The 18,892-nt window shown below is 63.6% G+C and carries 17 protein-coding genes and 1 tRNA gene; 9 read left to right on the top strand and 9 right to left on the bottom strand.

The genetic code is table 11. The annotated features are described in order from the left end of the window. Window positions 1–96: 96 nt before the first annotated feature. The 4 genes from P9239_RS15050 to P9239_RS15035 are packed head-to-tail and all read left to right on the top strand — an operon-like array spanning window position 97 to window position 3,756. Entirely contained in the window at window positions 97–1,047 is a 951-nt protein-coding gene (locus tag P9239_RS15050) for a branched-chain amino acid ABC transporter permease (RefSeq protein ID WP_250471477.1), read from the top strand. 24 nt (window positions 1,048–1,071) lie between these two features. After that, window positions 1,072–2,241 carry an ABC transporter permease subunit gene (locus P9239_RS15045; RefSeq protein WP_309752176.1) on the top strand — a complete coding sequence of 390 codons (1,170 nt, stop codon included), beginning with the start codon at window positions 1,072–1,074 and terminating at the stop codon, window positions 2,239–2,241. A 15-nt stretch (window positions 2,242–2,256) separates the two neighbouring features. Beyond that, window positions 2,257–3,033 (top strand): ABC transporter ATP-binding protein, encoded by a 777-nt coding sequence (locus P9239_RS15040; protein WP_175939658.1) that lies wholly within the window; start codon window positions 2,257–2,259, stop codon window positions 3,031–3,033. Window positions 3,034–3,051: 18 nt separating this feature from the next. After that, on the top strand, window positions 3,052–3,756 hold the full coding sequence (locus P9239_RS15035; RefSeq protein ID WP_404980088.1) for an ABC transporter ATP-binding protein: 705 nt from the start codon (window positions 3,052–3,054) through the stop codon (window positions 3,754–3,756). Between the two features lie 228 nt (window positions 3,757–3,984). Here the strand turns inward: P9239_RS15035 and P9239_RS15030 are convergent, their stop codons facing one another. The 3 genes from P9239_RS15030 to P9239_RS15020 form a co-directional block, all read right to left on the bottom strand. Next, window positions 3,985–4,407 (bottom strand): GNAT family acetyltransferase, encoded by a 423-nt coding sequence (locus P9239_RS15030; RefSeq protein WP_309752167.1) that lies wholly within the window; start codon window positions 4,405–4,407, stop codon window positions 3,985–3,987. After that, on the bottom strand, window positions 4,404–5,588 hold the full coding sequence (locus P9239_RS15025) for an acetylornithine transaminase (RefSeq protein ID WP_309752163.1): 1,185 nt from the start codon (window positions 5,586–5,588) through the stop codon (window positions 4,404–4,406). Before P9239_RS15025 ends, P9239_RS15030 begins: the two co-directional genes overlap by 4 nt. 281 nt (window positions 5,589–5,869) lie before the next feature. Continuing rightward, on the bottom strand, window positions 5,870–6,901 hold the full coding sequence (locus P9239_RS15020; RefSeq protein ID WP_309752161.1) for a CDP-6-deoxy-delta-3,4-glucoseen reductase: 1,032 nt from the start codon (window positions 6,899–6,901) through the stop codon (window positions 5,870–5,872). A gap of 79 nt (window positions 6,902–6,980) precedes the next feature. Between P9239_RS15020 and P9239_RS15015 the strand changes: the two genes are divergently transcribed. Continuing rightward, entirely contained in the window at window positions 6,981–8,009 is a 1,029-nt protein-coding gene (locus P9239_RS15015; RefSeq protein ID WP_309752159.1) for an NAD-dependent epimerase/dehydratase family protein, read from the top strand. Here the strand turns inward: P9239_RS15015 and P9239_RS15010 are convergent. The 6 genes from P9239_RS15010 to P9239_RS14985 all read right to left on the bottom strand — a co-directional run bounded on the left by P9239_RS15010 (window position 8,006) and on the right by P9239_RS14985 (window position 14,668). Continuing rightward, window positions 8,006–8,182, bottom strand: a complete 177-nt coding sequence (locus P9239_RS15010; RefSeq protein WP_309752157.1) for a hypothetical protein — start codon at window positions 8,180–8,182, stop codon at window positions 8,006–8,008. The two genes, P9239_RS15015 and P9239_RS15010, sit on opposite strands and share 4 nt — an antisense overlap. A gap of 152 nt (window positions 8,183–8,334) precedes the next feature. Beyond that, window positions 8,335–9,045 (bottom strand): 16S rRNA pseudouridine(516) synthase, encoded by a 711-nt coding sequence (locus tag P9239_RS15005; RefSeq protein ID WP_309752155.1) that lies wholly within the window; start codon window positions 9,043–9,045, stop codon window positions 8,335–8,337. A gap of 607 nt (window positions 9,046–9,652) precedes the next feature. Next, a complete protein-coding gene (locus P9239_RS15000) occupies window positions 9,653–11,695 on the bottom strand; it encodes a hypothetical protein (protein ID WP_309752153.1) in 2,043 nt (680 codons plus the stop codon). 660 nt (window positions 11,696–12,355) lie between these two features. Beyond that, window positions 12,356–12,440 (bottom strand) — tRNA-Leu (locus P9239_RS14995). Between the two features lie 64 nt (window positions 12,441–12,504). Continuing rightward, a complete protein-coding gene (locus P9239_RS14990) occupies window positions 12,505–13,665 on the bottom strand; it encodes an ABC transporter substrate-binding protein (RefSeq protein WP_309752151.1) in 1,161 nt (386 codons plus the stop codon). A gap of 61 nt (window positions 13,666–13,726) precedes the next feature. Further along, window positions 13,727–14,668, bottom strand: a complete 942-nt coding sequence (locus tag P9239_RS14985) for a CysB family HTH-type transcriptional regulator (RefSeq protein WP_309752148.1) — start codon at window positions 14,666–14,668, stop codon at window positions 13,727–13,729. Between the two features lie 218 nt (window positions 14,669–14,886). On the opposite strand from P9239_RS14985, the gene P9239_RS14980 reads away from it, so the two are divergent. The 4 genes from P9239_RS14980 (at window position 14,887) to cysD (ending at window position 18,891) form a co-directional block, all read left to right on the top strand. Beyond that, the gene (locus P9239_RS14980) at window positions 14,887–16,563 is read left to right on the top strand and encodes a nitrite/sulfite reductase (protein ID WP_309752146.1); all 1,677 of its coding nucleotides are present in this window, start codon (window positions 14,887–14,889) and stop codon (window positions 16,561–16,563) included. 10 nt (window positions 16,564–16,573) lie between these two features. After that, window positions 16,574–17,113 carry a DUF934 domain-containing protein gene (locus P9239_RS14975; protein WP_309752144.1) on the top strand — a complete coding sequence of 180 codons (540 nt, stop codon included), beginning with the start codon at window positions 16,574–16,576 and terminating at the stop codon, window positions 17,111–17,113. Between the two features lie 3 nt (window positions 17,114–17,116). Beyond that, on the top strand, window positions 17,117–17,848 hold the full coding sequence (locus P9239_RS14970; protein WP_309752142.1) for a phosphoadenylyl-sulfate reductase: 732 nt from the start codon (window positions 17,117–17,119) through the stop codon (window positions 17,846–17,848). Window positions 17,849–17,928: 80 nt separating this feature from the next. Then, a complete protein-coding gene (cysD, locus tag P9239_RS14965; RefSeq protein WP_309752140.1) occupies window positions 17,929–18,891 on the top strand; it encodes a sulfate adenylyltransferase subunit CysD in 963 nt (320 codons plus the stop codon). Window position 18,892 lies beyond the last annotated feature (1 nt).

Genomic DNA, 18,892 nt, shown 5'->3' with positions numbered 1-18,892 from the left:
AAAGTACGCGCAGTGCTGCTCCAGATTTCGCTTCACACCGGTTTATCGGCCGGTGATAAAGGCGTGATCCGGTCGCACGGGGCTAAGGAGCTTTAAATGGATATTTTCATCCAGCAGATCCTCAACGGTCTGGTGCTTGGCAGCGTCTACGCCATCATCGCGTTGGGTTACACGATGGTGTACGGCATTCTCGGCATCATCAACTTCGCGCACGGCGACGTGCTGATGGTCGGCGCGATGGTGGCGCTTTCAGCCATCGGCGTCATGCAGAACCATTTTCCGTCGATGCCCGGCCCGATCATGCTGACCATCGCGCTCGTCGTGGCCGCCATCGTCTGCGCGATCGTCGGCTACACCATCGAACGCGTCGCGTACCGGCCGCTGCGCAAGGCGCCGCGTCTCGCGCCGCTGATCACGGCAATCGGCGTGTCGATCCTGCTGCAAACGGTCGCCATGATGATCTGGGGCCGCAACCCGCTCGCGTTCCCGCAGCTTCTGCCGACCGATCCGATCAACGTCATCACCGCCACTGAGACGCGTCCCGGCGCGGTCATCTCGATGACGGAAATCGTGATCATCGTAGTGGCGTTCCTCGTGATGGGCGGCCTCTTGCTGCTCGTGCACAAGACCAAGCTCGGCCGCGCGATGCGCGCCATCGCCGAAAACCCCGGCGTCGCATCGCTGATGGGCGTGAACCCGAACTTCGTCATCTCGGCGACCTTCATGATCGGCTCGGCGCTTGCTGCGCTCGCCGGCGTGATGATCGCGTCCGAATACGGCAACGCGCACTTCTACATGGGCTTCATTCCCGGCCTGAAGGCGTTCACCGCGGCGGTGCTGGGCGGCATCGGCAACCTGGGCGGCGCGATGGTCGGCGGCGTGCTTCTCGGTCTCATCGAACAGTTGGGCGCCGGTTACATCGGCAATCTGACGGGCGGCGTCTTCGGCAGTAACTATCAGGACGTGTTCGCCTTCATCGTGCTGATCATCGTGCTCGTGTTCCGTCCGTCGGGTCTGCTCGGCGAACGTGTCGCGGACCGCGCTTAAAGACCGTGTGAGGAGCTCTACAAAATGACTTCGATTCAACCGATTGAGCCGTCCACGACGCTCATCCCCGAGAAGAACACGGGCAAGACGCTCGTCGTCGGCATCATCGTCGCGGCGTTCGTGATCGCCGCGCCGATGGTGATCGGCGCAGCCGGCGGCAACTACTGGGTCCGCGTGCTCGACTTCGCAATGCTTTACGTGATGCTCGCGCTCGGCCTCAACGTGGTGGTCGGCTTCGCCGGCCTGCTCGATTTGGGCTACATCGCGTTTTATGCGGTCGGCGCGTATGTGGCGGCGCTCCTGTCTTCGCCGCAGCTGACCTCGCAGTTCGAATGGATCGCGCATCTGGCGCCGGGCGGGCTGCACCTGCCGTTCCTCTTGATCGTGCCGATCGCGATGGCGCTCGCCGCCACGTTCGGCGTGCTGCTCGGCGCACCGACGCTGCGTCTGCGTGGCGACTACCTCGCTATCGTGACGCTCGGCTTCGGCGAAATCGTGCGGATCTTCATGAACAACCTCGACCGTCCGGTGAACATCACGAACGGTCCGAAGGGCATCACGGGCATCGATCCGGTGACGGTGGCGGGCTTCAACCTGTCGCAGACGCACGAGTTGTTCGGCATGAAGTTCCCGTCGGTGTACATGTACTACTACTTGTTCGTGCTCGGCGCGCTGCTGGTGATCTGGGTCTGTACGCGCCTGCAGCACTCGCGCATCGGCCGTGCATGGGCCGCGATCCGCGAAGACGAAATCGCGGCGAAGGCCATGGGCATCAACACGCGTAACGTGAAGCTGCTTGCGTTCGCGATGGGCGCGTCGTTCGGCGGCCTGTCGGGCGCGATGTTCGGCGCGTTCCAAGGCTTCGTCTCGCCGGAATCGTTCACGTTCTGGGAATCGATCGTCGTGCTGGCGTGCGTGGTGCTCGGCGGCATGGGCCACATTCCGGGCGTGATTCTCGGCGCGGTACTGCTCGCCGTGTTCCCCGAATTCCTGCGCTCGACGATGGGTCCGCTGCAAAACGCCGTCTTCGGCCATCAGATCGTGGATACGGAAGTCATCCGCCAGTTGCTGTACGGCCTGGCGATGGTGCTGATCATGCTGTATCGCTCGGAAGGCCTGTGGCCCGCCGCGAAACACGAAGACAAGATCGCGAAGATCGCGAAGCGCAACGGCAAGAAGCCGGTGCGCGCCTAAGCGGGGGAATCAAAAATGAGCGACAAACGTACTCGGTTGTCCGTGAAGGGCGTGAACAAGCGTTTCGGCGGCTTGCAGGCGCTGTCCGAAGTTGGCCTCGAAATCAAGGAAGGCGAAATCTACGGCCTGATCGGCCCGAACGGCGCGGGCAAGACGACGTTCTTCAACGTCATTACGGGCCTTTACACGCCGGATTCGGGCGAATTCAAGCTCGACGGCGAAGCCTACACGCCAACCGCCGTGTATCAGGTGGCGAAGGCGGGCATCGCACGCACGTTCCAGAACATTCGTCTCTTCGGCGGCATGACCGCGCTGGAAAACGTGATGGTCGGGCGCCATGTGCGCACGAAGCACGGCCTGATCGGCGCGGTGTTTCAGACGCCCGCCGAACGCCGCGAAGAGAAGGAAATCAAGGAGCGCGCGCTGGAACTGCTGGAGTATGTCGGCGTGCTGCAGTACGCGGACTATACGTCGCGCAATCTGTCGTATGGCCACCAGCGTCGTCTGGAGATCGCGCGTGCGCTCGCGACTGATCCGAAGCTCCTCGCGCTCGACGAACCTGCTGCCGGCATGAACGCGACGGAGAAGGTGGAACTCACGCGCCTGCTCGACAAGATTCGCGCGGACGGCAAGACGATTCTGTTGATCGAACACGACGTGAAACTCGTGATGGGATTGTGCAACCGCATGACGGTGCTCGATTACGGCAAGGTGATCGCCGAAGGTCTGCCGCAGGACGTGCAGAAGGACCCGAAGGTGATCGAGGCATATCTGGGTGCGGGGGTGCACTAAATGGCGACCACAAGCGCAATGTTGAAGGTCAAGGGTCTGCAGGTGAACTACGGCGGCATCCAGGCGGTGAAGGGTGTCGATCTGGAAGTGGGGCAGGGCGAACTGGTCACGCTGATCGGCGCGAACGGCGCGGGCAAGACCACGACGATGAAGGCCATCACGGGCCTCAAGCCGTACTCGGGCGGGGATATCGAGTACATGGGTCAGTCGATCAAGGGCGTGCCCACGCACGAGCTTCTGAAGCGCGGCCTCGCGATGGTGCCGGAAGGTCGCGGTATTTTCGCGCGCATGTCGATTCTCGAGAATATGCAGATGGGAGCGTATCTGCGCAACGACTCGGATGGCATTCAGAAGGACACCGAACGGATGTTCGGCTTCTTTCCGCGTTTGAAGGAGCGGGCGTCGCAGTATGCGGGCACGCTCTCCGGCGGCGAACAGCAGATGCTGGCGATGGCGCGGGCTTTGTTGTCGCGGCCCAAATTGCTGTTGCTCGATGAGCCTTCGATGGGACTTTCTCCCATTATGGTCGAGAAGATCTTCGAAGTCGTTCGCGAGATTTCTTCCGAAGGGCTGACCGTATTGCTCGTTGAGCAGAATGCGCGGCTGGCGCTTCAGGCCGCTAATCGCGGGTATGTGATGGATTCGGGGACTGTCACGATGTCCGGCGATGCCAAGGTCATGCTCGATGATCCTAAGGTTCGGGCTGCTTATTTGGGCGAGTGAGGATTCTTCTTTCCTCGCGGGGCGGGGGTTTTGTTTTGCTCCCGTTTCGTTTCTTTGTTCTCTCGTGAAACTTGTTTTGTCGTCGGTCTATTAGCGTTGCCCCGCCCCGGGGAGGGGCAACGCTAATAGACCGACACGAACACAAGTTTCACGAAGAAAGCAGCCAGCGACCCCGCCCCGGGAGGGGGCAACGCAAATAGACTGACACAAAAGAACGAAGCAAAAAAACTAAAGCCGCTTCCCAAGACTAACAACCTCATCCACCCGATACCCAAGCCGTTCATAGAACGGAACCAGATCCCGCCGAGCAGAAAGAATCTGCAAATTAACCTTAGGGCATCCAGCACGAACAAGCGCCGCTTCCGCATGAAGCATCAAGGCGCGTCCATACCCGCGTCCCCGCACGGCAGGCGAAACGGCGAGTGAATAAATCCACCCACGATGCCCGTCGTACCCGCACATCACGGTCCCGACGACATCCCCGTCGAGCGCTCCGACAAAGAACAACTCCGGCTGCGTGCGCAGTTTATTAGCAATCGACAACGCCGGATCGCGCTGCGGCCGCGATGCATCCGCGTACTCCGGAAACACATCGCGCCACAGAGCGATCACGGCATCGCGATCACTGGCATCGAACGTGCGGATGATCACAGCGAATCGAGCACCGAGCGCAGCATCGACATCATCTGATCGATCTCGTCCTTGGTCACATTGAGCGCAGGCATGAAGCGCAGCAGATTGGGCCGCGCCGCGTTCAGCAACAGTCCGTCCGGCTGCATCAGCCGAGCCCTTTCGACGATCTGCGGCCCCTGATCGCCGTCCAGCAACAACGCGCGCAGAAGGCCTTCACCGCGCTCGCCATTGAACCCGCGTTCATCGGACAGCTTCAGCAATTCCGAGCGCAAATACTCGCCGCGCTCGCGCACGCCTTCGAGGAAGCCCGGCGCGGTCAACTGCGAGATCACGGAATAGCCCACTGCCGTCATCAACGGATTGCCGTTGTACGTGCCGCCCTGATCGCCCGCTTCGAAGCACGCCACATCCGCCGTGGAAAGCAGCGCCGCAAGCGGCACGCCGCCGCCGATGCCCTTGCCGAGCGTCATGATGTCCGGCTCGACGCCCGACAACTCGTACGCGAACAACGTCCCCGCGCGGCCGCAGCCGCTTTGCACTTCGTCGACGATCAAGAGAATGTTGTGCTGCTTCGTCAGCGCGCGCAGTTGCTGCATGAACTCGCGCGTCGCGGGAATCACGCCGCCTTCGCCCTGAATCGGCTCAAGCATCACGGCCACGGTCTTTTCGGTGATGAGCTTCTCGACCGATGCGATGTCGTTCAGATCCGCCTTGGAAAAGCCCGGCACTTGCGGCGCATAGATGGTGTCCCAGCCCGCCTTGCCGCTTGCGGACATGGTCGCGAGCGTGCGGCCGTGGAAGCTGTGATCGAACGTGATGATCTCGTATGCGCCGTTGCGGAACTTGCGGCCCCACTTGCGCGCGAGCTTGATCGCGCCTTCGTTCGCTTCCGCGCCGCTGTTCGCGAAGAACACCTTGTCGAAGCAACTGTGCTCGGTGAGCAGCGCGGCGAGCTTCGCCATCGGCTCGTTGTAGAACGCGGGCGACGGATTGATCAGCGTGCGCGCCTGCTTCTCGAGCGCCTCGATCACGCCGTCATTGCAATGACCGAGCGAATTCACGGCCCAGCCCTGAATGAAGTCGAGATAGCGTTTGCCGGTGTTGTCGTAGAGCCAGGAGCCCTTGCCGTGCGTGAACACGATCTCGGGGCGGTTCGTGATGTACATCAGCGAATCGACGGGGTACTCATTGAAATTCATGACAGCGGGCTCCGGGCGTGAACTCAGGTGAAAAAACGGCGCGCAAAAAACAAAAGCCACGGTGTTTCCGTGGCTTCATTCCTTGCGCTTCAGACTAACCGAACATGACGAGCGCGAATGCGTGACGAGCCAGCGGCATCCCTAGGGAAGCGGCGAGCGGCGGCGTCGGACGATGTATGCGATTCGGTTCATTCGCGAAGGATACGTGATGACGTTCGTGCATGTAAACCGCCGGCGTCGATTTGTTGCGCGCCGGCGGCATACGTGGACCGCGCAGTCCGTCAGACCGGATGCGCGAGGTCCGCTGCGCTCGTGAACGAATCGGCGTAGAACTCGTCCTCCGGCAAGCGGTGATGCTGCGTGAAATCGCGCTGCGCCGATTCCACCATCACGGGCGCACCGCACGCATAGACTTGATATGCGCTCAAGTCTGGCAGATCCTCGATGACAGCGCGATGAACGAAGCCCGTGCGGCCCGTCCAGCCGTCGTGCAGCTCGGGTTCGGACAGCACCGGCACGAACTTGAAGTTCGGCACTTCCTTCGCCCATTGCTCGGCGAGGTCCATCATGTACAGGTCCTTTTTGCGGCGTCCGCCCCAATAAAGCGTCATCGGGCGATTCAGGTTCTTGAAGACCGCATGCTCGATGATCGCCTTGATCGGCGCGAAGCCCGTGCCCGATGCCAGCAGCACGATGGGCTTGTCGGATTCGTCGCGCAGGAAGAACGTGCCGAGCGGGCCTTCGAAGCGCAGGATGTCTCGCTCTTTCATCGCGCCGAACACGTGGTCCGTGAACGTGCCGCCCGGCATGTGGCGAATGTGCAGTTCGAGCGGGCCTTCGTGATGCGGCGGGCTCGCCATCGAATAGCTGCGGCGCTTGCCGTCTTTCAAAATGAATTCGATGTACTGTCCCGCGAGATATTGCAGGCGCTCGTTGGCGGGCAATTGCAGCTTCATTTCGATGACGTCGTCCGCGCGGCGCTGAAGTGCATTGACGCGGCACGGCAGCTTCTTGACCTGCACGTCGCCGACGCCCGCGACTTCGCGCACGTCGATAGTCAGATCGCTCTGCGCCGTCGCGCAGCAAAAGAGCGCCATGCCGCGCGTTTTTTCGTCGTTGGAGAGCGCCGACGACGAATGCGGCGCCTGCTCGACTTCTCCTTCGACGACCGAGCCCTTGCAGGACCCGCACGCGCCGTTCTTGCAGCCGTAGGGCAGGCCGATGCCCTGACGCAGCGCCGCGGTCAGCACCGGTTCGTCGGGTTCCACCTGAAACTGCCGGCCGCTTTGCCGGAGCGTTACGTTGAATGCCATAGATCGATTGTGCGATGTGTGAATGTGTGTCTCGATGACGCCGGAACGCGTCACGCGAGCGGCAGATACAATGCTCGGCATGATCGCCACTCGAATTCTGCGCCGCCCGCGCGTGCTGATCGTCGGATGCGGCGATGTCGGGCTGCGCGCGCTGCCGCTCTTGCGCTCGCGTGCCGCAGCGCCTCGCGTGATCGCGCTCACGCATCACCCCGAACGCGCCGCTGAACTGCGCGCGGCAGGCGCCTTGCCGATCGCGGGCGACCTCGACGCGAGGCGCAGCCTTCGCAGGCTCGCGGGCATCGCACGGCACGTGCTGCATCTTGCGCCGCCTCAGCGCGAGGGCGAAACCGACCGCCGCACGCGTGCCTTGCTTGCAGCATTGCGTGCGCCGCGCCGTTCCCCAGCACGTAGCCCGCAGGCCGCCGTCGCAGCGCATCGCGCGTGGCGCGCATCGTCTTTCATTGTACCCGACGCCTCTTTTGGAGCCACATCAAGAGCCACATCGCCCGGCGCGCCGTATCGCTTCGTCTATGCGAGCACCACGGGCGTGTACGGCGACTGCGGCGGCGCGTTGATCGACGAAACGCGGCCGGTGCGCCCGGAGAACGAGCGCGCACGGCGGCGCGTCTCGGCGGAAGAGCAGTTGCGCCGCGCGGGCGCGTGCAGCGGCTGGCGCGTGTGCATCGTGCGAATTCCCGGCATTTACGCGGACAATCGCCTGCCGCTTGCGCGCATCGAACGGGCGATGCCCGCGCTGATCGAACGCGACGACGTCTACACGAACCACATCCACGCCGACGATCTCGCCGCCATTCTCGTGCGCGCGCTCGGGCGCGGGCGCGCGCAACGCGTCATCAACGCATCCGATGACACCGATCTGCGCATGGCCGATTATTTCGATCGCGTCGCCGATGCATACGGTTTGCCGCGCGTGCCGCGCATCACGCGTGAGCAGGCAGAAGAGCGTCTCGAACCGGTGACGCTTTCGTTCATGCGGGAATCCCGACGTCTGTCCAACTCGCGCCTGAAACGCGAGTTGCGCTACGCACTGCGCTATCCGACAGTGGACGCATTCTTGCGCTCTCGTGACGGGACGAAGCAGCGCTAGATCAGTGCGGGAATCGTTTCGAGCAGGACGAAGCACATAAGCGCGCCGATCAATGCGCCGATGAGATTCGGCGAATACCGGTGACGCACGCGCATGACGACACCCAAAATCCCGATGACGACCGCGCTCAACGCCACGAACGCAATCAGCGCGACGCTTATGTGGGAAGCCATGATGCCCTCCAGCTTTCTTCTAGTGATTGTGATTCCGTAAGACGAGTATATGAGCGCCGCGCGCAGAAGGCATGCTGCGGCGCAACGGCAAGGCATGGGGGCTTCTACGGATTGGCGTGATCAATCACCGCTGCAGAGCCGCAGGCTTCGCGTCAGGCTTTGGCGCGCAGTGCAGCGAGATCGGTGTCATCGAGCCAGAGCCATTGACCTTCCGCGAGCGACGCGGGCAGCGCATATCCCCCAACGCGCTCCCGATGCAGCTTCTCGACGCGATTGCCCGCCGCAGCGATCATCCGCTTCACCTGATGGTATTTGCCTTCGAGAACGGTCAGTTCGAGCAGCCGTTCCTCGCGCCGAAGCGCCGCGAGCGCGGCAGTCGGCTTGGTTTCGCCGTGCAGCAGCACGCCGTCGCGCAGGCTCGCGAGCTGGGCGTCGTTGAGCGGATGGCGCAGCGTCGCGAGATAAACCTTCGGCACCTTGCGCTTGGGCGAGGTGAACGCGTGGACGAACGCGCCGTCGTCGGAAAAGAGCAGCAGGCCGGTCGTGTCCTGATCGAGCCGGCCGACCGGCTGCACGCCGCGCTCGACCAACTGCGGCGGCAGCAGATGAAACACGCTTAGGTGATGCTGCGGATCGCGCGAGCATTCGTAGCCTGCGGGCTTGTTCATCGCGATATACGCCTTTTCGCGATACGTCCAGACGCGGCCGTCGACTTCGAAGTCCGGCGTGTCGGCGACGGCGAGATCGGCGAGCGGATCGGTGCAGACTTCACCGCCGATCCGAACTCGGCCCTCCGCGATGATGCCGCGACATTGACGGCGCGAGCCGAAGCCTTGCGAGAAGAGAAGCGATTCGAGATCCATCGGACGAGCGAGGGCGGAGGGCGCATTCTAGCAAGGGAGGCGGCGCGGCGATGCGGAGAACGCGTGTCCCGTGCGTCGACTGCGCGCGGCGATGTGGGCGTGTGCCGTTGCTTGCGGCTTCGTGCGGTCAATGCGCATCCCGTGCGTCAACTGCCCGCGCGATGGTGTCGGCGTGCCGGGCGTGGGCGGTGGTTCGCGGCTTCGCGCGGACAATGTGCGTCTCGAGCGTCAACTGCCCGCGCGCTGGTGTCGGGCGTGCCGCGTGTGCCTTCGCTTGTGGCTACGCGCGGACAATGTGCGTCTCGAGCGTCAACTGCCCGCGCGCTGGTGTCGGGCGTGCCGCGTGTGCCTTCGCTTGCAGCTCCGCGTGATCAATGCGCGTCCCGAGCGTCAGCTGCACGCGAGCTGGTGCTAACGTGCCGCGCGTGTGCCTTCGCTTGTGGCTACGCGCGGACAATGTGCGTCTCGAGCGTCAACTGCCCGCGCGCTGGTGTCGGCGTGCCGCGTGTGCCTTCGCTTGCGGCTTCGCACGAACAATGTGCGTCCCGTGCGTCAACTGCCCGCGCGCTGGTGTTGACGAGCCGCGCCGCTGCATGCGGCTTCGCCCTCAATGCGCGTCGCCGCGTCCTTTCGATACGGTCGGCACGCCCAGACCGAAAATCGTAAAGGTCGATGACGAGCCGTCCTGGTGGCTCGTCGCGGGCCCGTGTCGGCCTGCGACGCTCCAGCGTCCGTCGAAGGTCATTGCTGCTTGCATGGGCGCGGGCAGTGCGCTTGCCTGACGGAAGTACGCGGTGTTGGCCTCAGCTTGCGCGGCCGTCGCCTGACGCAGCAGCGTCTGCGCCTGCGGATTGCGCGGATCGAGCGCCACCGCGCGGCGGGCGTTGCGCACGGCGCAAGCGGGCTCCTTGTTCACGGAACACGAGCGAGCGTTCGCCATGGCGCTGTCGCGGGCGCGCTCTTGACGAGACAGATCGGCGGCGAGTTGCTGAACCTCCGGGCTTTGCGGCTGATTCGAGTACACGCCGCGCATGTGGCGGCGCGCAGCCGCCAGGTCGTGGGCGGCGAGCGCCTGCCTCACCGCGACGACGTTGCGCGCGACTGCGGGCGCGGCCGTTCGTTCGGCGTGGGCCACGGACGCGGATTGTTGCGGCGCGTCGTCGTTGCGGCGTGCGCTGGCGGCGACAGCTGATGGCGGCGACTTCTCCGGCGTGGCCGCCGTGGTCTGCGGCTGCGGCTGCGGCGCGCGAGGGCTCGACGGCAGCGACGCTAACGGCGCGGCTGTTTGCGGTTGCGGCGAAAGGCTGGGCGTTGCGCGATTTGCTGATGACGATGTGGTCGGTGCGGTCGGGCCCGGTTGCATCGCGGCTACTTGCGACTGTGGCGAAACGCTGGTCGTCGCGCGATTTGCCGACAACGATGTGGTCGGTGCCGTTGGGCCTGCTTGCGTGGCGGTCGTTTGCGGCTGTTGCGACAGACTTGTCGCCGCACGATTCGCCGACAACGATGTGGTCGGTGCGGTTGTGCCTGCTTGCGTGGCGGTCGTTTGCGGCTGTTGCGACAGACTTGTCGCCGCACGATTCGCCGACAACGATGTGGTCGGTGCCGTTGGGCCTGCTTGCGTGGCGGTCGTTTGCGTCTGCTGCGACAGACTTGTCGCCGCACGATTCGCCGACAACGATGTGGTCGGTGCCGTTGGGCCTACGTGCGTCGCGGTCGTTGGCGTCTGCTGCGACAGACTCGTCGCCGCACGATTCGCCGACAACGATGCCATCGGCGCGGCTGGTCCCGGCTGCGTCGCGGCTGATTGCGACTGCGGTGCAACTGCGGTTGTCGCGCGATTTGCCGACAACGATGCCGTCGGTTCGGTTGATGCCGGGCGCGTCGCCGCCTGCGGCTGCTGTGACGCAAGCGTCGCCGACGAGGCGCTTGCCGGTTGCGATGCCCCGGCGTTCTTGTTCGTCGATGCCGTCACAGCAGGCTCAACCGTCGCGCTTGCGAACGTACGTGAATGCGCAGACAGCGCCGGCGACGCTCCGCCCGAGCCTGCCTGCGAAACGACGGGTCCGGCCGCAGTGTCGCCCGGCGATGCCTGCGAACGTTCGGGCGAAGCGCTTCCCGTTTCTGCCTGACCGGCATTACGCGCGTTCCCACTCGCCGTAGCGCTTTCATGCCGCGCTAGCGCGGGCCGATCGACATCGCCATGGCCTTGCACCCCAGAAGCGCCGTCGCCGACAGCCCCCGCCGCGCTGACGGATCTCGTGGGAGCGACTTCGGCGTCCTGCTGGGCATAGAAATACACGCCGCCCGCCACGCCCGCCACGACGCCGCTCACCAGCACCGCCATTATCTTGCGCGCCGGTCGTCGCACCGGGGCGACGGGCTCGTCGCCGGGCTCGACCAGGCTCGGATACGACGTCACCATCTTCCGGCGCGCGAGCCGCGTGAGCCAGCCGGTGTCGCGCAGATCGACGAAATCGCGCGACTCCTCGACCGGAATGACCGACGCCGCATCGGCGACGCTCGTAAACACCGCGCCGTGGCGGTCCGCGCCGCAGTAAGGACAAGTGTGGTCGTCGGCGGGCGAAATGGCGTGGCATCGGCCGCAGATGACGGCATCCAGCGTCAGCGAAGAATCGGTTTGCGTCATGGCGCGCTCGTTCGAGTTATGGCTCGCGCAACGCGCGAAGCGAAATCACGGCAGCGGTGGATCCAGTGCAAGCCCTGTCGGATTGCCTCGCGGGCGCGCGTCCTCGTGACACGCCCCGCGCCGGGATGCCGCGACGCCGTTTTAGAAGCCCATTCTTGCGACGCCAGCTGCAGTACGTCTAAGCGATTGCGCACATTGGCGTAATGGTCGCGTCAGGGAAAACGCGGAGGTGCGCGCATTTTTGTGGCGCGCGTCTGTCGACCATCGTCATACGCACGAACGGACAAACGATCAGTACGCCTGCGCTTTGCCGTAGTGACATCTTTCTGCATCCACGTTCGATACGCGTGCTCCTGAGCACGGCCTTGGGCCGAGCGCGCCCGCGTGATGAGCGCGGCCGAACGAGGCGGTAGGAGCGTATATTGACCGGATTCAATGCTCCGAGCGCGCGCCAGGCGGCACGCGCGTCCAGTCCGACGCATTTCTCTCGGCGTCGTTAAGGCGAAGCGAAGCCGGGCCAAACGCAAGCCGGACGTAGACATGACAACGGGGAGCGATGTACAGGCTTATCTGCCGAGTAAACGCGAAGTGGGAGAAGAAGCGCGGGGAAATCCCCAAACGCAAAAAGCCGCTCGATGAGCGGCTTTTTCGGAAAATCTGTGGTGCCCAGGGCCGGAATCGAACCGGCACGCCTTGCGGCGGGGGATTTTGAGTCCCCTGCGTCTACCAATTTCACCACCTGGGCACGCTGAGTCGGCGATTATGACCGAAAACCGCGCGCTCGGCAAGCAGCGCCGGGCGTCCGCCGATCACTGACTCAGATAGGTGAACGCCCCGTTGCGAATGACGCCCATCACGCTTGCGCGCTGATCGAGGCCGACGTGATCGCTTGCGCTCGTATTGACGACGCCGTTCGGCACCACGAGCTCATGCGCGTGCTCCAGTTCCGAGCGCAGCGCGACGCGAAATTCCTTCGTGCCCGGCTTGCCCGCCTTGAGCGCGCGCGCCACGGCGTCCTGCAAGCGCGGATAGACGCCCGCCGCATCGCCGGCGAACTGCGTCACGGTGCCTTTGCCGTACTTGGCCTCGTAAGCGTCCACGAACGCGAGCGCCGCCTTCTTCGACGGATGATCCGCCGGCAGCGTGCGCGCGACGACCACCGGCTGCGTCGGAAAGAGCGTGCCTTCGACGTCCTTGCCGCCGAGCTTGATGAACTCCGGCGTCGCGATGCCGTGCGTCTGGTAGATCGCGCCCTTGTAACCGCGCTCGACGAGCGTGCGCTGCGGCAGCACCGTCGGCGTGCCCGCGCCCGCGATCAGCACCGCGTCGGGCTTCGCGGCCATCAGCTTGAGAATCTGCCCGGTGACGCTCGCGTCCGTCCGGTTGAAGCGTTCGCTCGCGACTATCTTGATATGGCGAAGATCCGCGAATTTGGTGAACTCGGACAGCCAGCTATCGCCGTAACTGTCCGCGAAGCCGATGAAGCCGACCGTCTTCACGCCGTGGTTGGCCATATAGCGCGTCATCACATCGGCCATCGCGCGGTCGGTCTGCGCCATCTTGAACGCCCAGACCTTCTTGCCTTCCTGCGGTTCGACCACCGACGCCGAGCCGATCAGCGTGATCATCGGCGTCTGGTATTCGGCGACCGGATCGAGCGCCGCAAGCGCAGCCGGCGTGATGTTCGGCCCGACGATCACGTCGACCTTGTCCTCGGTAATCAGCTTGCGGATATTGCGCACCGCCGCGCCGGGGTCCGAGCCGTCGTCGAGAATGATGTACTGCGCCTCCTGTCCCGCGATGGTCTTCGGCCACATCAGCATCGCGTTCTTGCTCGTGATGCCGATGGCAGCGGCAGGCCCCGTGCTCGACAGATCCACGCCGACCTTGATCTGCGCGTGTGCGGCGGCGGCCAGCACAGCCAGCGCGGCGCCGGCGGCGACACGGCGCGTGAGTCTCGACAACGTCATCGGAAAGGTCTCCAGGAAAGTTGGTGTTGTTGTGATCGGCATTGCGCCGTCGCCTTCAGACTCAGAGTTCGTAGCTTTCGTGCTCGCCGGAAAGCGCCTGCTCGATGAGCTTCCGGTTCATGGACGGCGAAAGCAGCTCGACGAGCGTATACACATAGCTGCGCAGATAAGCGCCTTGCTTGAGCGCGAGCCGCGTGACGTTCGTGCCGAACAGATGCCCGACCGGCATCGCGCGCAAATGGCGGTCGCGCTCCGGATTGAACGCGATATCCGCCATGATCCCGACGCCGAGCCCCAGTTCGACGTAAGTCTTGATGACGTCCGCGTCGATCGCTTCGAGCACGATATCCGGCGTCAAACTGCGCAGTTGGAACGCGTGGTTGATCTTCGTGCGCCCGGCGAACGCCGCTTCGTACGTGATGAGCGGGTACTGCACGAGGTCGTCGAGCGTGAGAAGCTTGCGTTCCAGAAGCGGATGGTCGGGCAGCATGACCGCCAGATGCTGCCACTGGAAGCAGGGCAGCGACACCAGTTCCTTATAGTTGGCGATGGCTTCGGTGGCGATGGCGATATCCGCCTGATCGTGAATGACCATCTCGGCGACCTGCGTCGGGCTGCCTTGCAGAATCGACAGGTGCACTTTCGGGAAGCGTTTCTTGAATTCCGCGATGGCCGCCGGCAACGAGTAGCGCGCCTGCGTGTGCGTCGCCGCGATCACGAGATTGCCCTGATCCTGCGCCGCGTAATCCTTGCCGACGCGCTTCAGGCTCTCCACTTCCTGCAGGATTTTCTCGACCGAAGCGAGGATGATGCGCCCCGGCTCGGTCAGCGACCGCACGCGTTTGCCGTGCCGCGTGAAGATTTCCACGCCCAGTTCATCTTCGAGCTCGATGATCGCCTTAGACACGCCGGGCTGCGACGTATACAGCGCTTTCGCGGCTTCGGTCAGGTTGAAGTTCTGCCGCACGGCCTCCCGCACGAAGCGGAACTGATGCAGATTCATTTATAACCCACGCGCATATCAAAGTAATTTTTCAGTCGTTTGCAATATATAGCAGGTTTATTACTATCAGTCCAATTTTTCCAATATCCATAGCTGTTTTCGTCATTAGCAAATGAGCGTTCCGTCTGAACGCTGTGCCGATTGGCGAATCAATGGATATCTGACGCGCGGCGCAACCTAGGGCGCTGGCGGCTAAACAAAAAACTTGGGGCCCCCGAATGTATCAATACGATCAGATCGACCAGCGAATCGTTGACGAACGAGTCGCGCAGTACGCCGATCAGGTTCGCCGGCGTCTGTCGGGCGAGTTGAGCGAGGAAGAATTCCGTCCGCTGCGGCTGCAGAACGGCCTCTACATGCAGCGCCACGCGTATATGCACCGCATCGCGATTCCGTACGGCAATCTGCGCAGCGACCAGTTGCGGATGCTCGCCACCATCGCGCGGGAGCACGACCGCGGCTACGGCCACTTCTCCACGCGCACCAACATCCAGTTCAACTGGATCGAGCTGGAAGAAACGCCGGAAATCCTGCGCAAGCTCGCGTCGGTGCAGATGCACGCCATTCAGACGTCGGGCAACTGCATCCGCAACATCACGGCGGACCAGTTCGCGGGCGTCGCGCCGGACGAAATCGTCGATCCGCGTCCGTGGGCCGAAATCCTGCGTCAGTGGTCTACGTTCCACCCGGAATTCGCATGGCTGCCGCGCAAGTTCAAGATCGCCGTCTGCGGCTCGGCGGAAGACCGCGCGGCCGTGCAGATCCACGATCTCGGCGTTTATCTGAAGAAGAACGCGCAGGGCGAAGTCGTCGCGAGCATTCTCGCGGGCGGCGGGCTCGGCCGCACGCCGATCATCGGCGCGGTCATCAAGGAAGATCTGCCGTGGCAGCATCTGCTGACGTATTGCGAAGCCGTGCTGCGCGTGTACAACCGCTACGGCCGCCGCGACAACATGTACAAGGCGCGCATCAAGATTCTCGTGAAGGCGCTGTCGGCCGAGAAGTTCGCGAAGCAGGTGGAAGAAGAGTGGGCGCATCTGAAGGATGGCCCCTCGACGCTCACGCAGGACGAAGTCGACCGCGTGTCGAAGTTCTTCGCACCGCCCGTCTATGAAAAGCTTCCGGACACGGACGCCTCGTACGAGAAGCATCTGATCGAAAGCAAGCCGTTCGCGCGCTGGGTCGAGCGCAACGTGCGCCCGCACAAGATTGCGGGCTATGCGGCGGTCACGCTGTCGCTGAAGCCGACGGGCATCGCGCCCGGCGACGCCACCGACAAGCAGATGGACGAAGTCGCGAACCTCGCCGACGAGTTCTCTTACGGCGAAATCCGCGTCTCGCACGAGCAGAACCTGATTCTCGCGAACGTGAAGAAGCGCGATCTGTACACGATCTGGGAACGCGCGAAGGCGATCGGTTTCGCGACGTCGAACATCGGCCTGCTGACGGACATCATTTCGTGCCCGGGCGGCGATTTCTGCTCGCTCGCGAATGCGAAGTCGATTCCGATCGCGCAGGCCATCCAGGAACGCTTCGATAACGCCGACTTTGTCTATGACCTGGGCGACCTGTCGATCAACATTTCGGGCTGCATGAACGCGTGCGGTCATCACCACGTCGGCAACATTGGCGTGCTCGGAGTCGATAAGGACGGCTCCGAGTGGTATCAGGTGACGCTCGGCGGCGAGCAAAGCTCGGGCGCGACCGGCGCGCATCTCGGCAAGGTGATCGGGCCGTCGTTCTCGGCGCATGAAATGCCGGACGTCGTGTCGAGCGTGATCGACACCTTCGTCGACAACCGCATGGAAGGCGAGCGTTTCATCGAGACGTTCAACCGCATCGGCATCGCGCCGTTCAAGGAGCGCGTGTACGCATCGCGCCAGGCCCACGCTTAAGGATTTGCAGATGACGTTGATTATCAAGAACCGCGCGGTGGTCGAAGACGATTTCACCGTCGTGCGTGCAGGCGAGGACGGCGTGCTGCCGGCCGTCGATGCGCTTCCCGCCGGCAAGGTGATCGTGCCGTTCGCGCTGTGGAAGGACGCGAAGGACACGCTCGTCGCGTCGCGTGCGAAGGAATCGCTCGGCGTGTGGCTCGCGCCCGACGACGAACCCGCCGATCTCACGCCGGACTTCGACAAGATCGCGGTGATCGCGGTCGATTTCCCGTTGTTCCGCGATGGCCGCGGCTTCTCCATCGGCCGTCTGCTGCGCGAGCGCTACAACTGGACGGGCGAGTTGCGCGCCATCGGCGACGTGCTGCGCGATCAGGTGTTCTTCCACTACCGCTGCGGCTTCGACGCTTTTGCCGTGCGCGCGGACAAGGACATCAACGACGCGCTCAACGCGTTCAACGAATTCAGCGAGCTGTATCAGGGCGCGAACGACAATCCGGAACCGCTCTTCCGCCGCCGCGCCGCGGTGCTCGCCACCCTCGGAGCCTGAGGCATGACGCCAGAACTGCAAGCCAAGGTTGAACGCCTCGACGCGCTGCTCGATTCCATCGCAGCGCGCCACGAGCGCGTCAAGCTAGCCAGCAGCCTCGCCGCCGAAGACATGGTGCTTACGCACGCCATTCTTTCGCGCAAGGTCGGCATCGGCATCTTTTCGCTGAACACGGGGCGTCTGCACGCGGAAACGCTCGGCATGATCGACCGCGTGAAGGAACGCTACGGCTACGACATCGAGCAGTTTCATCCGCAGCAAGCCGCTGTCGACGAATACGTGCGCGATCACGGCGTGAACGCGTTCTACGAGAGCATCGACCTGCGCAAGAGCTGCTGCCATATCCGCAAGGTGGAGCCGCTCAACCGCGCGCTCTCCGATGTCTCCGCGTGGGTCACGGGCCAGCGCCGCGAGCAGTCGGTGACGCGCGCCGAACTGCACGAGGAAGAGCACGACGCGCCGCGCGGCATCGCCAAGTTCAATCCGCTCGCGGACTGGACGGAGACGGACGTCTGGGACTACCTGAAAGCCTTCGACGTGCCGGTGAATCCGCTGCATGCGCGCGGCTATCCGAGCATCGGCTGCGAGCCGTGCACGCGCGCCGTGCGTCCCGGCGAGGACAGCCGCGCGGGCCGCTGGTGGTGGGAATCGCGCGATACGAAGGAATGCGGCCTGCACATCACGAACATCAGCAGCATCAAGATCGTCGAAGAAGCGCCAAGCTCCGCGATCTGACAAGGCGCACAGACGCCGGCTCAACCCTGTTACTGAACGCGGTGTTGCCAACAACGCCGCACAAAAAAGGATCGACGAACATGAGCACCACGCTCGACCCCAACGTCTCGGCCCCGATCGTCAATCAGGCGACGCGGATGGACCATCTCGACTGGCTCGAAGCCGAGTCGATCCACATCCTGCGCGAACTCGTCGCGGAATGCAGCAAGCCCGCGCTGCTGTTTTCGGGCGGCAAGGATTCGGTCGTCGTGCTGGCGCTCGCGCTGAAGGCATTCGGTCTCGGCGGCAATCGCAAGACTGTGCTGCCGTTCCCGCTCGTGCATATCGACACGGGGCATAACTTCCAGGAAGTGATCGACTTCCGCGACCGCCGCGCAGCCGAAATCGGCGCGGAACTGGTCGTCGGCCATGTCGAAGATTCGATCAAGAAGGGCACCGTGCGCCTGCGGCGCGAGACGGATTCGCGCAACGCCGCGCAAGCGGTCACGCTGCTCGAAACCATCGAGCAATACGGTTACACGGCGATGATCGGCGGCGCGCGCCGCGACGAAGAGAAGGCGCGCGCGAAAGAGCGCATCTTCTCGTTCCGCGACGAATTCGGCCAGTGGGATCCGAAGGCGCAGCGCCCGGAACTGTGGAGCATCTACAACGCGCGTCTGCACGCAGGCGAGCATCTGCGCGTGTTCCCGATCTCGAACTGGACGGAACTCGACGTGTGGCAGTACATCGCACGCGAGAAGCTGGAACTGCCGTCGATCTACTACGCACATGACCGCGAAATCGTGCGTCGCAATGGGCTGCTCGTGCCGGTGACGCCGCTCACGCCGGTTCGCGAAGGCGAGACGCCGGAGATTGCGCAAGTGCGTTTCCGTACCGTCGGCGATATCAGCTGCACGTGCCCGGTGGCGAGCGACGCCGACGACGTCGAGAAGATCATCGCGGAAACGGCCGTAACCGAAATCACCGAGCGTGGCGCCACGCGCATGGACGACCAAGCGTCCGAAGCGGCGATGGAACAGCGCAAGAAGCAAGGCTATTTCTAAG

Source organism: Caballeronia sp. LZ062 (assembly GCF_031450785.1).
Classification (GTDB): Bacteria; Pseudomonadota; Gammaproteobacteria; order Burkholderiales; family Burkholderiaceae; genus Caballeronia.
Note: the sequence above shows the minus strand (reverse complement) of the source record. Positions and strands in the feature narration are given on the sequence as shown.

What these genes read in the sequence shown, in the direction of transcription:
- P9239_RS15050 (WP_250471477.1), top strand. Translation starts at nt 97, where the DNA reads ATGGATATTTTCATCCAGCAGATCCTCAACGGTCTGGTGCTTGGCAGC.
- P9239_RS15045 (WP_309752176.1), top strand. Translation starts at nt 1,072, where the DNA reads ATGACTTCGATTCAACCGATTGAGCCGTCCACGACGCTCATCCCCGAG.
- P9239_RS15040 (WP_175939658.1), top strand. Translation starts at nt 2,257, where the DNA reads ATGAGCGACAAACGTACTCGGTTGTCCGTGAAGGGCGTGAACAAGCGT.
- P9239_RS15035 (WP_404980088.1), top strand. Translation starts at nt 3,052, where the DNA reads ATGTTGAAGGTCAAGGGTCTGCAGGTGAACTACGGCGGCATCCAGGCG.
- P9239_RS15025 (WP_309752163.1), bottom strand. Translation starts at nt 5,588, where the DNA reads ATGAATTTCAATGAGTACCCCGTCGATTCGCTGATGTACATCACGAAC.
- P9239_RS15020 (WP_309752161.1), bottom strand. Translation starts at nt 6,901, where the DNA reads ATGGCATTCAACGTAACGCTCCGGCAAAGCGGCCGGCAGTTTCAGGTG.
- P9239_RS15015 (WP_309752159.1), top strand. Translation starts at nt 6,981, where the DNA reads ATGATCGCCACTCGAATTCTGCGCCGCCCGCGCGTGCTGATCGTCGGA.
- P9239_RS15010 (WP_309752157.1), bottom strand. Translation starts at nt 8,182, where the DNA reads ATGGCTTCCCACATAAGCGTCGCGCTGATTGCGTTCGTGGCGTTGAGC.
- P9239_RS15005 (WP_309752155.1), bottom strand. Translation starts at nt 9,045, where the DNA reads ATGGATCTCGAATCGCTTCTCTTCTCGCAAGGCTTCGGCTCGCGCCGT.
- P9239_RS15000 (WP_309752153.1), bottom strand. Translation starts at nt 11,695, where the DNA reads ATGACGCAAACCGATTCTTCGCTGACGCTGGATGCCGTCATCTGCGGC.
- P9239_RS14990 (WP_309752151.1), bottom strand. Translation starts at nt 13,665, where the DNA reads ATGACGTTGTCGAGACTCACGCGCCGTGTCGCCGCCGGCGCCGCGCTG.
- P9239_RS14985 (WP_309752148.1), bottom strand. Translation starts at nt 14,668, where the DNA reads ATGAATCTGCATCAGTTCCGCTTCGTGCGGGAGGCCGTGCGGCAGAAC.
- P9239_RS14980 (WP_309752146.1), top strand. Translation starts at nt 14,887, where the DNA reads ATGTATCAATACGATCAGATCGACCAGCGAATCGTTGACGAACGAGTC.
- P9239_RS14975 (WP_309752144.1), top strand. Translation starts at nt 16,574, where the DNA reads ATGACGTTGATTATCAAGAACCGCGCGGTGGTCGAAGACGATTTCACC.
- P9239_RS14970 (WP_309752142.1), top strand. Translation starts at nt 17,117, where the DNA reads ATGACGCCAGAACTGCAAGCCAAGGTTGAACGCCTCGACGCGCTGCTC.
- cysD (WP_309752140.1), top strand. Translation starts at nt 17,929, where the DNA reads ATGAGCACCACGCTCGACCCCAACGTCTCGGCCCCGATCGTCAATCAG.